This is a genomic window from Acinetobacter sp. RW6, from assembly GCF_041956835.1.
GTDB lineage: Bacteria > Pseudomonadota > Gammaproteobacteria > Pseudomonadales > Moraxellaceae > Acinetobacter > Acinetobacter calcoaceticus.
Genome location: NZ_CP167121.1, coordinates 2,860,847 through 2,874,866 on the forward strand (window position 1 = coordinate 2,860,847; position 14,020 = coordinate 2,874,866).

Sequence of the window (14,020 nt, forward strand, 5' to 3'; positions counted from 1 at the left end):
TCAACGGTTTTCGAAATTGCATAATGCATCTTTTTTCAAAAATCGCACGAAAAAAAATCGCCCCTCATGAGGAGCGACTTCTAAATAAATATAATTTTAGTCGTCAGATAACAAACCAATCAAACGTAAAAAAGAGATATACATCCAAACTAAAGTTGAGAGTAATGCAATTCCACATAACCACTCCATAAATTTTGGAGCACGGTAAGCTGCGTTGGTTTCAATTAAATCGAAATCTAAAATCAGGTTAAGTGACGCAATCACAGCAATAAATGCAGCAAAGCCAATGCCTAACCAATTACTTTCAAAAATATAAGGAATGCTTGAACCAAAGGCTAAGCGCATGATCATCTGCACGATAAACACAAGAAAAATAGCCAGAGATGCAGATATCACAACTGACTTAAATTTTTCTGTTGCACGTACAATCTGAAATTTATATAAGCCAAACATCACCAATGTTGTCACGAACGTGGCAAGTAATGCTTGTAAAGGCACACCTGGGTACTTCATTTGAAAAGTAAAAGAAATACCGCCTAAAAATGCACCTTCAAATAAAGCATATGGAATTGCTAAGGTTGGTGCAGTTGTCGATTTAAATGTGGCAATCAAAGCTAAAACCAGGCCACCAATTGCACCAACAATAGCACCCGCATAGGCAATACCAACATTTGCAGTAAAAGCTGCGTAAAAAAATAAAGCAATGCCCACAGCCGCTGCAATGACCGTCAACATAACAGATTTTTGAATCGCACCTTGCACAGTCATTGGTTGACTATAGTCACTGACCGTTTCAACACGGGTCAGTATCGGGTTATTACTTTGCATAAATGCTCTCTTTTTATAATAAAAATTTAAAACATCATTTTAAGCAAAATGAATATGAAAGCCAAATCAGGCTCTCGGCATTATTGTAACAATGTCCTTTAAATAATAAAAAAAGGGGCAACAGCCCCTTTCATATTACGTATACAACGTAATCAATCTTTACCATCAGTATTCATAATAAAGAAGTATTCACGGTAATATTTCAACTCAGAAATTGAGTCACGAATATCATCCATTGCCAAATGCGATGCATTCTTTTTCAGACCACTCATAATTTCAGGGCGCCAGCGTTTTGAAAGTTCTTTTACGGTAGACACATCAAGATTACGATAATGGAAATACTGCTCTAGCTCAGGCATAAGACGATGTAAGAAGCGGCGATCCTGACAAATCGAGTTACCGCACATCGGTGAAACTTTTGGGTTGACCCATTTTTTTAGGAATTCTAAAGTCTGTAGCTCAGCATCACGAGCTGTCAATTTGCTACGACGAACTCGCTCAACCAACCCAGATTGTCCATGTTGGCGGGTATTCCACTCATCCATTGCATTTAAAATACGATCAGGTTGATGGATAGCCAAGACCGGACCTTCGGCAAGTACATTTAAATTATCATCTGTAATAATTGTTGCGATTTCAATAATTTGGTCATTATCGGTATCTAAACCGGTCATTTCCAGATCAATCCAAATTAATCGTGTATTTAAAGTACTGCTCATGTATGTACGTTCTAAAATGCCGTAAAAACATCAATAGTAGCAAATTTCTTGCATCTGCGCTGTAATTCTATAGCCGCTTCATGCTATTTTTGCCATCTTCAAACAGTGGTTTTTTTGGGATATGAATGGCTTTAATTCGTAAGCGTCGTTTAACTGAACAGCAGCAACGTCGTATTGAAAAACAGCACAAAACTCGCCAAGAAGAGGCCGATACTTCACAAGATCTGGACGGACTCGTTGTACAACATTATGGCCGCCAACTCGAAGTACAGGCACTCTCTGTACCTGAGCATCACCCAGAAAAACCTCAAGTTGCCGAAGGAGAGCCAGAACCATTCTGGAAACCTATCGAACTCAAAAGCGTATGGCGCTGTCACACTAGAACTAACCTTGAGTTACTTGTGACTGGTGACCGGGTTAAATGGCAGGCTGATCCAAACACAGGTTTAGGCATTATTAATGCCATTCATCCACGCAACTCGTTACTTACCCGTCCAGACCGTTATCATAAGGTTAAACCAGTTGCAGCAAATATCAGTTTGATTGTAATTGTATTTTCTCCCCTTCCTGAGCCAGCTCCGACATTAATCGATCGTTATTTAGTGGCTTGCGCAGACGCTAACATTCCTGCACTTTTAGTCTTAAATAAATCAGATTTACTCACTGAAAATGACCCAATTCTCACGCTATTAGAAGAATATAAAACTTTGGGGTATGAGGTGATGATTTGTCAGTCTAAAAAGGGAGATATCTCTGCTTTATCTGAACGTTTAGATGGCGAAACAGTAGCTTTCGTTGGCCAATCTGGTGTAGGAAAAAGTTCTTTAATTAATGTGCTCATTCCAGAAGCAGAGCAAAAAACAAATATTATTTCTGAAAACTCTGCACTTGGTCAGCACACAACAACCTCTACACGTTTAATGAATTTCGGTAAAAATGGCGCGTTAATCGACTCACCGGGAATTCGTGAATTTGGGCTTTGGCATCTTGATTTAGAAAAAATTCGTATGGGCTTTCCAGAAATTGAAGCACATTTGGGTTCTTGCCAATTCCGTAACTGTACCCATACTCATGAAAAGAACTGTGGGTTAAAACACGCAGTAGAATCTGGTGAAATTTTACCACGGCGCCTAGATAGCTTTTTGCGTTTAAATGATGAGATTCAAGAAGCACAGCAAAAAAACTAATTTTCTGTCCGCTTTGCACTTGAAGTGGTGATTTTGATCACCATCTATATACGCTATACTCTAGGTCAATTTTGTTTTTAATTTTTTTTAGGTGACTTGTGGAACGCTGGTTAGAGTTTATGGGGAATCACCCCATTTTGTTTGGTACGCTCGGAGTCTTGGTCGTGTTGTTCTTCATTTTTGAAGGTCAACGTAACGGTCGTAAAATTTCACCACAGTCGCTTGGTATTTTAGTGAAAGCGAAAAATGCCATACTGATCGACTTGCGCGATAGTAAAGACTTCCGTGAAGGTCATATTAGTGGCAGCCGCAATATTCCTTTCAGCCAAATTGCAAGTCATGCTGATGAATTAAAAGCAAGTGAGCGCCCATTAGTATTTATTTGCAACCTCGGGCAAGTTGCTGGGAGTGCTTTGCAAAAAGTTGCTCACCATGACAGCTATCGTCTTGATGGTGGTATTAGTAACTGGAAAGCACAAGGCTTACCTCTTGTAAAAAGCAAACCAAAAGCTTAAGGAGAATTATTATGACTGCAAATGTCATTGTTTACTCAACTTCTGTATGCCCGTATTGCGTTCGTGCTAAACAGTTACTTGAGCGTAAAGGTATTGCTTACAAAGAAGTAAATCTTTCTGTTGAAGCACCGGAAGTACGTGTTGAATTAATGCAACGCACGAATCATCGTACTGTCCCACAAATTTTTATTAACGATCAGTTTATTGGCGGTTTTGACCAACTTTATGCTTTAGAGCGTGAAGGTAAACTCGACGAATTATTGGCTTAACATCGCATCCATATTAAGGAAAAAACAATGAGCGAAGAACAACAAGTTCAACCACAATTAGCTTTAGAGCGTATTTATACAAAAGATATTTCTTTTGAGGTTCCAGGGGCGCAGGTTTTTACTAAACAATGGCAACCTGAACTCAATATCAATCTTTCTTCTGCTGCAGAAAAAATTGATCCAACTCATTTTGAAGTTTCTTTAAAAGTTGTGGTACAAGCCGATAACGACAACGAAACAGCGTTCATTGTAGATATCACTCAATCAGGTATTTTCTTGATTGATAACATCGAAGAAGATCGCTTACCGTATATTTTAGGCGCTTATTGCCCAAATATTTTATTCCCGTTCTTACGTGAAGCGGTAAATGATTTAGTGACTAAAGGTAGCTTCCCACAGTTACTTCTTACACCAATCAACTTTGATGCAGAGTTCGAAGCGAATATGCAACGTGCTCAAGCTGTTGAAGGTCAAGCTTAATTTTATAGCTTGCTCTAAACTAAAAAAACCGCGTAATTCGCGGTTTTTTTATGTCTGCTATTTCACTTATTAAGAATCAAGTGAATGAAGCTGAATAGTTGGAAACTGAAAACCGCGGCAAGATAATTCTGAGCGCCATGCCACTGTTAGCATCATATTGCCTAAAACAAAATTTTGATAAGCAAATGTCCCGATAAGTGGATGAGAACATATTCCGCCATTGCCTGTAGGATGTGCTTGAGTATTTAAAGTATTTAAATCTAGCCGTATGCCGAGGCCCGAGGCTTTTAGAACAGCTTCTTTAGTCGTCCAAACTTTAAACCAGTATTCTCTGTCTTGCTCTAAGCTTAACCATGTTTCATATTCATCAGGATGAAATGCATGCTGGGCTAAAGCTTCCAAACGAACTTTACGGTCTAGCTCTTCAACATCGACACCGATATCTTTAACATGCAGGCTCATCGCTAGAGCATAATATTGTTGGCTATGAGAGTGATTGAAATTTAAATCGTGACTCAATAAATATGGCTTGCCATGCTCATGCTTTGCAAACGCTAAATCCGTTATTTTGAGTTGTAATTTCTGTGCTATTAGCTCGTTTCTAATGTTATGTATTTGCTGTTTTTTATAATGATTAAATGTACGAAAGTCAGGAAAATCTTGTTTAGATTTTAAAAGAAGCTGGGACAATGTCTGTGTGTAGACTTCAATATTACGCTTAGACATTATCCCGACCTTATTTAAAATTAATTAGAATTTAACCACGTCGCCTTTTAAGGTAACGCCCGCCATCATAGCGCCTTTATAGCAATCATAAGTTGTCGTACTTGTGGTTTCATTAGCTTTAAAATAGCTCACAATATTGATAACCGCGTTTGCACCTTGCGCTTTAGCATTGTTTTGCATTTGGATGAGTGCTGAACGTAAAACCCAATCACAAGACGTTGCTGCTGACTTACCAAAACCATTGGTCTTTTTATTGGTCACCGCATCTTTTTGAATGACTTTACCATCAGACTTTGTACCCTTTAAATAAAACTTTACTGAACCATCTAAAGTGCCATCTGCAACTGCACGGTCTACAGCTTCTTTAAAATTTAACTGATGTACTTCATCTCCAGCCTGAACAGTGGCAGTAAAACCCGCACTTAGCATTGCTACAAATAAAAGTTTTTTATTTAACATTGTTGTGTTCCTTATTGTTTAACACGTTTAAAAATAAGCGAAGTATTAATTCCGCCAAAAGCAAAGTTATTGCTCATAATAATGTCAGCATCCAAAGTTCTTGGCTGCTGAACGATATAATCCAGATCGCCGCACAGGGGATCGACTTCATCTAGATTTAAAGTGGGAATAAAGCGACTACGATTCATCATTTCAATGCTCAGCCAAGCTTCAATAGCTCCACACGCCCCCAGCGTATGTCCAAAGTAGCTTTTTAAAGAGCTGATCGGCTTACGTCCCAAAACTGCTGCTGTCGCCTGACTTTCAGCCACATCACCCTGATCAGTTGAGGTACCATGCGCATTTACATAAGCAATGTCTTTAGCTTCTACAGATGCATCTTTAAGTGCCAATTGCATACAGCGACCCATCATTTCTGACTCGGGGCGAGTGACATGTTGACCATCAGTATTGCTACCGTAGCCAATCACTTCTGCATAGATATGGGCACCTCGAGCTTTGGCATGTTCATATTCTTCTAAAATTAAACAGCCTGCTCCTTCACCAATCACCAATCCATCTCGCTTAGCATCAAATGGTCGTGGTGTTTTTTCTGGTTGGTCATTCATTCCACTGGTCGCGAACAATACATCAAAAACCGCAGCACCTGCTGCACTGAGTTCTTCTGCACCACCGGCAATCATGACCTGTTGTTTGCCATATTTAATCGCTTCATAGGCTTGCCCAATGGCCATAGAACCAGAGGTACATGCACTTGATGTCGGTAAAGTTAAGCCTTTTAGACCAAAATATACGGTCATGTTCACCGCACTTGTATGGGCCATCATGCGGATATAGGTTGTTGCATTGATCTTACTCATGCTCTGATGAAGCAACATGCTTGCAAACTCACCCACGGCCTCTACGCTACCCGCAGAAGAACCAAAGGCAACCCCCGCTTCACCACTAGACAAAATTTCGTGTCCAAGCAAGCCAGCATTTTGCAAAGCAGTTTCGGCACAGACCACAGACATGAGCGCAACACGGCCCATACCACGGGTGACTTTACGGTTAAAATGTTTTGGAACATTAAAAGTTTCAACAGGTCCAGCAAGCTTGGTCCGAAGGTCAACATACTGTTCCCATTCCGGCATGTAACGAATACCACTTTTGGCGGCTTCAAATTGGGCAAAAATCTCATCAGAGGTTTCACCTAAAGAAGTAATCCCTGCCATTCCTGTCACAACAACACGTTTCATCAGATGAGTCCCCCATTCACAGAAATAACCTGTCGGGTCACATAAGAAGCTTCATCTGAACACAAGAATTTCACCACGCTAGCAACCTCATCGACCTGTCCCATGCGTTGTAACGGAATCATTTTAAGTGCATGCTCTTTGACTTCATCTGTCACCATTTCAGTTTCAATCAGGCCGGGCGCTACACAGTTCACAGTAATTTTTCGCTTTGCCAATTCTAGTGCCAAGGCTTTAGTCGCCCCAATCAACCCTGCTTTTGCAGCACTATAGTTGACCTGACCACGATTGCCCATAATGCCAGAAACCGAAGATAACGTGACGATACGACCGCCTTTACGCAAATGGATCATTGGCATAACTAATGGTTTTAATACGTTATAAAAACCATCTAAGGAAGTCGAAATAACTTCATCCCAATCTTGATCGGTTAATGCGGGAAAAGCCCCGTCATGGGTAAGCCCTGCATTCAATACAACGCCATAGAATGCGCCATGCTGCTCTACATCTTGTTCTAAGATTTGCTGAACAGTTTGGCGTTCAGTTACATCAAACATTAAATAATGGCTATTTTGTCCTAGCGCTTGAATCTCTTGTACAACTTGTTCAGCGTCTGCCTGACGCGAACGTGCATGCACAGTTACATCAAAACCAGCCTTTGCAAGTTGTAATGCAATCGCTTTCCCAATTCCTCGACTTGAACCCGTTACTAAAATTCGTCTTGTCACAATGTATTCCTAATTCTTTGTGGTTATTCAAATGGTGTTTCTGTTGGCTCAAATACACTTAACGTTGCCTGAATGCAGTGTTCAGCATATTGGATTTCACAGGAAAATTGCCCAAGTCCTTCATGAAAATATTGTTGTTCTATTTGAATGATCAATCGTGAACCTAAAGCGAAATACGGGATTGGTAAATTTAACTTACGTGTTCCCAATAAAAAACCGACTTTTGGCGCTTGTTTTGACTGCTGACCTTGCCAGCCTGAATAAGCGCTGATGGTTTGTGCCATAATTTCAATACTTGCCCATGTCGGCAAGCCTTCTGCTTCACAAAACATGAGCTCGGGTGTAATCGTGAGTTCTGCTTGTGCTCGCCCTTCTGCAACATCCGTTAAATGGTCAATAAAAACCATAGGCTGCTCATGAGGAATATATTGAATTGCATCAAGTTTCATCAGGGCTTCACTCCAAAAACAAGACTAATATTACTTCCCCCAAAAGCGAAAGAATTACTCATCACATAGCGGATGGGCTGTTTTAGTTCAGCATCTTGCACATAGTTTTGGTCAGCCAAATCCGGATCAATCTCAACATTTTGATGCAATGGCAACCAACTTTGATCTTTTAGAACTTGTTCACAAATAAAAGCTTCTATAGCACCAGCTGCACCGAGGCAATGTCCAGTTTTGTGTTTGGTGCTACTTAAAGCAACTTGATAATCACCAAAAACTTGTCGTACTGCCTTAATTTCCATCGCATCATTTTGTGGAGTTGCTGTGCCGTGCAAGTTGATATAACCAACTTCTTGAGCTGAAATATGAGCCATATCTAATGCGCGTTGCATGGCTAATGCTGCACCTTTGCCTTCAGGATGTGGAGCCGAAATATGCCATGCATCCATCGATTCACCAGCACCCATTAACATTACAGGAGCCGAGGCTTTACTTAATACAAAAAACGCAGCGGCTTCACCAATATTAATACCATCACGTTTCACACCGCAGGGTTGGCAAGTCTGTTCAGATAAACTTTCCAGGCTATTAAATCCATTGAGTGTCAACTGGCACAAGGTATCGACGCCACCCACCAGTACAACATCGGCTAAATCTGCATGAAGTAAACGCTGCCCCGCAGCTAATGCTTTCGCGCTTGAAGAGCAAGCGGTCGAAATAGTATATGCAGGCCCTTTCCATCCTAAGTACTGCTGCAATGCTTTTGCTAAACAGCTCATTTCTTGTGGATAGTGAGATATTGAAAGATCAGTTTTCCCTTTAAAATATTGCTTAAGTAATAATTCATTATCTGCAATACCAGAAGTCGATGTGCCAACGACAATTGCCAAACGTTTATTTTCAAAGGATGCCGTATAGTCTCTTAACGCTGCTTCGATTTCAGATAATGCAGTTAATGCAAAACGTAGATTACGTGAATCTACAAACTGTAAGGTGTCTGGTACATTCGAGCATAATGGATGTGTATATTGCCCCACCCAAACATTACGATCAGCAATTAAATCATCTCGCAGACTTAAGGTTTGCTGTGGCTGTTGTAATGCCTGTTTGATTTGATTAAGTTCGCAACCTAATGCAGATAAACCGACACTTAATTGTATGCCTACTGCCATTGTGGCTGCATTTTCTGAAGGTAAATGTTTCATGGTGTAGGACTTTCTTCTGTCTGCAACGTATTTTCAATCGAACTCAGCGTCATGGTATAAGGGACTTGTTCATTAATCAATTCAATGCTTCCTTGTCCCTGTTTCAGCTGTAACACAGGCTGCTTTTCAATATAGACAACTTGCATGCCAGTTTGTTGTTTCATCTCTACGGCTTGCTGCCCTAAATGCGAAAATTGAGGGTATGTCGCAAACAAAAGGTCACGTACCACAAACTCAAAAGGCAATAAACGCATTTGATCAATACGTTGTTCAACATGAACACGATGTCCATCGAACTGTAACTTAAATAATTGTTGACCTGTCAGGCTCAAAGCCACCATATCCAGTACAGCACCCTTTTGCTGTTGGTATAACAGGAAGCTAAAACTTTGCTGCTTCCACTGAACTTCAACCTGATCTTGCCGTTGATAAGCTTGTGCCTGCCATAGTGGGCTTTGCAGCCCTTTGGCATGAGGCATGACCTGACAACCATTTAAAAATAAAAAGCTACTGAGTAATATCGTTGCCCATTTGCGTTGCATGATTAGCCCTCAAGTGCCTGTTCTTGTGCCAAGCCCTCACGACAATATTCTGCCAAAGTAGTAAGTCTACGTTTGGCATTTTTATGGATTGGATTTTTTTCATCCCACGCATAACCAGCCAGTAATGAAGAAATCATACGGCGAATGCCTTCATTCTGATTTTGTGAGAACACTACATCTTGAAACTCGCCTTCATACCATGACTCAACATAGGCACGAAACACCTGAATACCACGGCGTAATGGTTTTTCATATTCTTGCAACCAGTCTACCTGCTCACCTTGCAAGACACGCTCAACCAAAGGTACAGCTAAGCTGGAAGATTTTAAAGCGATCGTCACACCCGATGAAAAGACAGGATCGAGAAACTCACCGGCATTACCCAATAGTGCATAGTTGTTGCCTGCCAAGTGTTTTACATTCGCTGAGTAACCCACCAAGGTGCGCACTGGTGTATCAAATCTTGCACGGTGCAATACATGTGACAAGCTTGGCTCATCGGCCAAAATACGCTTGAGCATTGCCTCAGGTTCATTATCTTCAGCATTTTCGACCGTGTATTTGTCAAAAAAATCTTGTTCTGCAACCACACCAAAAGAAGCACGTCCATCTGCAAATGGAATAAGCCAATACCATGCGCGATGATCTTTTTCATGCACAGTAATTAAAATTTTATTGCGGTCAAATTCAGGGTCATCTGTAATACCATCTTCAATATGGGTAAACAGTGCACGACGTACTGGAAAGTTTGATGGGCTCTCTAGATCTAATAATTTTGGCAAAATTCGCCCAAAGCCACTAGCGTCCAGTAAAAATTTGGTTTGAATCTGATAACGCTGTTGTTCTTCATCTAACACAGTAAGTACGGGCTGTTCAGATGCAACATTAACATCTAAGACTTCATGTCCGAAGCGTATATCTGCGCCATAAGCTTGAGCTTGCGTTGCAAGCAAATTATCAAAATCTGCACGACGAACTTGCCAAGTGGTCCCCGGCCCATCAGTAAATTTTTCTGTAAAGTTATAAAAACTGCGTTGTTTACCGCGTAAAAAAGCCGCACCATTTTTAAATTGAAAAGCATATTGATCAACATGCTCACGGACCGTTTCTAATAAACCAGCCTCTTCTAAGAACGCCATAGATTGCGGTAACAATGACTCACCAATCGAAAAACGAGGGAAATGCTGTTTTTCAATGACCGTAACGGTATAACCCTTTTTTCGAAGAAGTGCCGCAGCAGAACTACCTGATGGTCCAGCCCCAATAATTACGACGTCAATTTTTTCTATAGTGCTCATAGCACAACTTCCTTTTTAATTTATTCAAATTATGAATGGTCTTGTAAATTCACGATATGTTTTTCATCTGCGGGGGTTAACAAAGTCGCATAGATAAATGAGAAGATAACCCCGAATAAAACAGTTAAACCGAAACAATGAATTGCGTAAGTATGGCTAAACGAAAGTAATCCAAAGCCAAGTAAAGTCGACATCATACATAAAAATAACGCCATTCCAACCACTTGCGGGTGATCATGTCCATGTCGGTAAAAAATTGCATAGTCGACTCCAATCCCGATAATCAGGAAAGTTGCCATAATACTAAACAGATTAATCTCGACACCTAACCATGCCTGCACAGCAAAAGTGCTCAGTAATGCCAAGCTTACTGGCAGGACCAAAGGCACAATCGAACTTAGTCCATAAATAAGCGCCAAACCAACCGCCAGACCAATTAAGGCATAAATCAGAAGATGCTGAGCCTGCACTCGATGTTCAGCAAACATTTGCGACATTGCAGTAATGGGTTGCTGGAAATGTATGTGATCATTCTGAAGCTGCTTCAACACTTCAGGTTGTTTCACCCCCGTCACCATCACTAATCGTTCATTGGCTTGAGGCTGTAAAAAAGCTAAAGGATGATCTTTAAATACCGAAAAATCTAATAGTGGTTGTGTTGCCAGTTGCTGTTGCCACTGTAAAACATCTGTGACATTTAGCCCCATGCTTTGGGCATATTGCTGTAAAGTCGCTGTTGGAATATTTTTTAAAAGTTGTACATTGTTTTGCTGCTCTGCCAATGATGGAACCCATTGTCCCAGAGCTTGAAATGCACTGATTTTTCCTTGTAACTGTAACTGTTGCAATTGTCCAATCAGTTGCTGCTCTTGTTGCTGCATTTCATTTGCAGAGGCTGCTCGTACTACAAAATAATCACTGCTTTGTTGCTGGCCAAATTGTTCACGAACGGCTTGATCCTGCTGTTTCAGACTCACATCCATACCTTGTAAGTTACGGATATCATCGTTACTTTTGAGATAGAAAAGACTCACCGTACCCACTGCTAAAATGGCTGCAATTAAGCCATAACGTATTTTAGCTCGTTGTTGAAACCATAACCGTGCTTGTCCAATCCACGACAGTGCTTTTATTGCTGGCTGAGCATTTAGGGCAGGTAATCGTGGTAATAACAACACACTACTAATCCAAGCCGCAGTTAATCCGACAATTGAAAAGACTGCAATCTGCTTGAACCCAGGAAATGGGGTAAAACTCAAAAAGATGTATGCAACCAATGTGGTCATTAAGCCCATAAACAAGCTTGGCAATAGTGGTTTTAAAATTTGAAAACCGCCAAGCTGTCTATGCTGTGATTGCATCGCCATAAAATAAAATGAAAAATCGACACAAACACCAATAAGACTCGCACCAAACACTAATGTCATCAGATGAATTTCACCAAACATCCAATGCGTGACCGCAAATGCAACAAAGCTTCCGGTCGAAACAGCAATAAATTCGGTTGCCAAAGGTCGCAATGAACGAAAGCCAAACCAAACCAGAAAAATTAAGCCCAATGTAGAGCCAACACCAATAGTTGAGATTTCCTGTTTAGCTGATTGCGTCCCAAAATTTGAAAATAAAATAGTCCCAGTCCAATGAGAATTTAATCCCATTGCCGCTAATTTTTGCTTAGTTTGCTCAATCCAGTTCGATACCTGTTCTTGATAATCAATATTGTATGGGCTTTGTGTTAACTGTAATACGAAAAGCCTAGAAATACCTTGCTCATGGTGAATGGTCGCAAAGCCCTGCTCCATTTCAATATCTTGTTGTGACGGATTCGCCAACTGCATGGCATAACGAGGGAACAATAATAGCGGGTCTTGCTTAAGTGACTCAGCAGTGACAGGCATGCCTGGACTCATCATCTGCATCAGGCTTTGTTCAGTCAGCGCAGCATAATCCTTTTTTTGCAATAAGGCTTGATCTTGAGCACTCAACAACCCTGTTCGATGTTGATACAACTGTTTTGCAAATTGATCAAAATCAAGCTGTGGTTTGAGTGGCTGCCATAGCGCACTTTGTTTAGCTTGCGCGGTTAAAAAATTGGTTGCCTGTTGTATCCCAGCTTCATCTTTAGCATCTACAACCACAAATACTTTATTGTTGAGTTGCTCGTTCATGTACTGCTGAGTACGTGCAAGTTCTGGGTCTTGCTGAACTTTAGGCAATAACGCAAAAATATTGGTTTGAATATGAATATCTTTATTCAACCACGTCACGCCTAACCCCACTGCAATGAGCAGGAGAGCAATTAACCAAAGCGCGGTGAACTTATTTTGCCAGTTGGAAAAGCGCATGCTCAGCAGCCGTTAGAGTCGTCGGTTGAGAAGTCTGGTGACTAAAGCGAATGGTCGTCAAATTATTGGCTTTTTCGGTAATCACAATTTGGTTAACGTACTGTTGCCCTTGCGCATCAACACGCACAAACAGCTTTTTAAACAGGCTACTTTTCGGAGTCAAACTCATACTCCAGCCAGTAGGGCTGTAATTTGCACTTACCACATTAAAGTTTTTTGCCAAGGCCTGTTCATTACCTGACATCAACTGCAAAAATAAAGTTGCTACAGAGCTATAAGGTGATTGATCCACCTGAATTTGGCTAAATGTACGCTGCGTTTTTTGCACTAGCTTGGTTGGGGTAACAATCAAATCTGCTTGTACTGGGCGTTTGATTTGCCATGCCACACCATAAGATTTAGCAAATAATAACGAGCCATTCGACACAAAGGTTTTATTCAACGATGGCAGTTTTTTTTGCTGTTCGAAATCAGCACGAACCGTAGGAGACTGTGACAATTGCTGAAAAATTTGAGTGATCTGTGTTGGCGCTGCATAGACCGCACTTAAACTGCTCATCCAAACAGCAGCACCTAAACCTAAAGTTTTGATGAATTGAGACATCACGTATTCCTCTTCGGTTGAAACTCAGACCACGCATTCAAGCGATCAAACAAAACCTGAGGCGACTGAAAACACATTTCACGAGCTTCAATATTCACCGCCACTTGTGTGGTATAGCCTTTGGTTAAACGTTTCCCAGACTCAGCATCAAAAATCAGATAATCAATTTTCAAACGGTTTTCCCATTCTTTTAAAATTGCTCGCACTCGAATCTTTTGTTCAAACTCAATCCCATATGCATAGCGAACATGGCTTTCAATCACAGGCCATGCATAGCCTGACTCTTTCATCTGCATATAGTTGTAATGAAATTGATCGAGCAATTTACAGCGCGCAATCTCAAAGTATTTTAAATAGTGTCCATGCCAAACCACATTCATGGTATCGACATCATGAAATGGAATTTCAATGATTACATCTGCATGCATTGGCTC

The 14,020-nt window shown here is 40.8% G+C and carries 17 protein-coding genes; 4 read left to right on the forward strand and 13 right to left on the reverse strand.

Annotated elements, in window-relative coordinates; all coding sequences use genetic code 11:
* Positions 1-96: 96 nt before the first annotated feature.
* Together ACB088_RS13515 and orn are read right to left on the reverse strand one after the other, a co-directional pair.
* Entirely contained in the window at positions 97-828 is a 732-nt protein-coding gene (locus ACB088_RS13515; RefSeq protein WP_375037215.1) for a Bax inhibitor-1/YccA family protein, read from the reverse strand.
* A gap of 152 nt (positions 829-980) precedes the next feature.
* Positions 981-1,547, reverse strand: coding sequence for an oligoribonuclease (orn, locus tag ACB088_RS13520; protein WP_005036888.1), 567 nt, complete (start codon positions 1,545-1,547; stop codon positions 981-983).
* A 125-nt stretch (positions 1,548-1,672) separates the two neighbouring features.
* Between orn and rsgA the strand changes: the two genes are divergently transcribed.
* The 4 genes from rsgA to secB all read left to right on the forward strand — a co-directional run bounded on the left by rsgA (position 1,673) and on the right by secB (position 3,998).
* On the forward strand, positions 1,673-2,734 hold the full coding sequence (gene rsgA, locus ACB088_RS13525; RefSeq protein ID WP_375037216.1) for a small ribosomal subunit biogenesis GTPase RsgA: 1,062 nt from the start codon (positions 1,673-1,675) through the stop codon (positions 2,732-2,734).
* 98 nt (positions 2,735-2,832) lie between these two features.
* Positions 2,833-3,249, forward strand: a complete 417-nt coding sequence (locus ACB088_RS13530; RefSeq protein WP_003654928.1) for a rhodanese-like domain-containing protein — start codon at positions 2,833-2,835, stop codon at positions 3,247-3,249.
* A gap of 11 nt (positions 3,250-3,260) precedes the next feature.
* Positions 3,261-3,518, forward strand: a complete 258-nt coding sequence (grxC, locus tag ACB088_RS13535) for a glutaredoxin 3 (protein ID WP_003654926.1) — start codon at positions 3,261-3,263, stop codon at positions 3,516-3,518.
* Positions 3,519-3,545: 27 nt separating this feature from the next.
* A complete protein-coding gene (secB, locus tag ACB088_RS13540; RefSeq protein ID WP_003654925.1) occupies positions 3,546-3,998 on the forward strand; it encodes a protein-export chaperone SecB in 453 nt (150 codons plus the stop codon).
* A gap of 69 nt (positions 3,999-4,067) precedes the next feature.
* On the opposite strand, the gene ACB088_RS13545 is transcribed toward secB, so the two are convergent.
* From ACB088_RS13545 to ACB088_RS13595, 11 genes are read right to left on the reverse strand one after another with little or no spacing between them, the layout of a single operon-like run.
* Positions 4,068-4,724 (reverse strand): 4'-phosphopantetheinyl transferase family protein, encoded by a 657-nt coding sequence (locus ACB088_RS13545; RefSeq protein ID WP_375037217.1) that lies wholly within the window; start codon positions 4,722-4,724, stop codon positions 4,068-4,070.
* Between the two features lie 24 nt (positions 4,725-4,748).
* The gene (locus tag ACB088_RS13550) at positions 4,749-5,183 is read right to left on the reverse strand and encodes an excinuclease (RefSeq protein WP_375037218.1); all 435 of its coding nucleotides are present in this window, start codon (positions 5,181-5,183) and stop codon (positions 4,749-4,751) included.
* Positions 5,184-5,194: 11 nt separating this feature from the next.
* On the reverse strand, positions 5,195-6,421 hold the full coding sequence (locus tag ACB088_RS13555; protein ID WP_005036896.1) for a beta-ketoacyl-ACP synthase: 1,227 nt from the start codon (positions 6,419-6,421) through the stop codon (positions 5,195-5,197).
* Positions 6,421-7,146 carry a 3-ketoacyl-ACP reductase FabG2 gene (locus ACB088_RS13560; protein WP_005036897.1) on the reverse strand — a complete coding sequence of 242 codons (726 nt, stop codon included), beginning with the start codon at positions 7,144-7,146 and terminating at the stop codon, positions 6,421-6,423. Before ACB088_RS13560 ends, ACB088_RS13555 begins: the two co-directional genes overlap by 1 nt.
* A gap of 23 nt (positions 7,147-7,169) precedes the next feature.
* Positions 7,170-7,595 (reverse strand): 3-hydroxylacyl-ACP dehydratase, encoded by a 426-nt coding sequence (locus tag ACB088_RS13565; protein ID WP_000762336.1) that lies wholly within the window; start codon positions 7,593-7,595, stop codon positions 7,170-7,172.
* A complete protein-coding gene (locus tag ACB088_RS13570) occupies positions 7,595-8,797 on the reverse strand; it encodes a beta-ketoacyl-[acyl-carrier-protein] synthase family protein (RefSeq protein ID WP_375037219.1) in 1,203 nt (400 codons plus the stop codon). The genes ACB088_RS13565 and ACB088_RS13570 overlap by 1 nt, the downstream gene beginning before the upstream one ends.
* The gene (locus ACB088_RS13575; RefSeq protein WP_045435025.1) at positions 8,794-9,339 is read right to left on the reverse strand and encodes a DUF3261 domain-containing protein; all 546 of its coding nucleotides are present in this window, start codon (positions 9,337-9,339) and stop codon (positions 8,794-8,796) included. Before ACB088_RS13575 ends, ACB088_RS13570 begins: the two co-directional genes overlap by 4 nt.
* Positions 9,340-9,341: 2 nt before the next feature.
* The gene (locus ACB088_RS13580) at positions 9,342-10,637 is read right to left on the reverse strand and encodes an NAD(P)/FAD-dependent oxidoreductase (RefSeq protein ID WP_375037220.1); all 1,296 of its coding nucleotides are present in this window, start codon (positions 10,635-10,637) and stop codon (positions 9,342-9,344) included.
* Between the two features lie 29 nt (positions 10,638-10,666).
* Positions 10,667-12,982 (reverse strand): MMPL family transporter, encoded by a 2,316-nt coding sequence (locus ACB088_RS13585; RefSeq protein WP_375037221.1) that lies wholly within the window; start codon positions 12,980-12,982, stop codon positions 10,667-10,669.
* Positions 12,957-13,586 carry an outer membrane lipoprotein carrier protein LolA gene (locus tag ACB088_RS13590; RefSeq protein ID WP_375037222.1) on the reverse strand — a complete coding sequence of 210 codons (630 nt, stop codon included), beginning with the start codon at positions 13,584-13,586 and terminating at the stop codon, positions 12,957-12,959. The genes ACB088_RS13585 and ACB088_RS13590 overlap by 26 nt, the downstream gene beginning before the upstream one ends.
* Positions 13,586-14,014: a thioesterase family protein gene (locus tag ACB088_RS13595; protein ID WP_003654902.1), complete on the reverse strand. Its 429-nt coding sequence runs from the start codon at positions 14,012-14,014 to the stop codon at positions 13,586-13,588. Before ACB088_RS13595 ends, ACB088_RS13590 begins: the two co-directional genes overlap by 1 nt.
* Positions 14,015-14,020 lie beyond the last annotated feature (6 nt).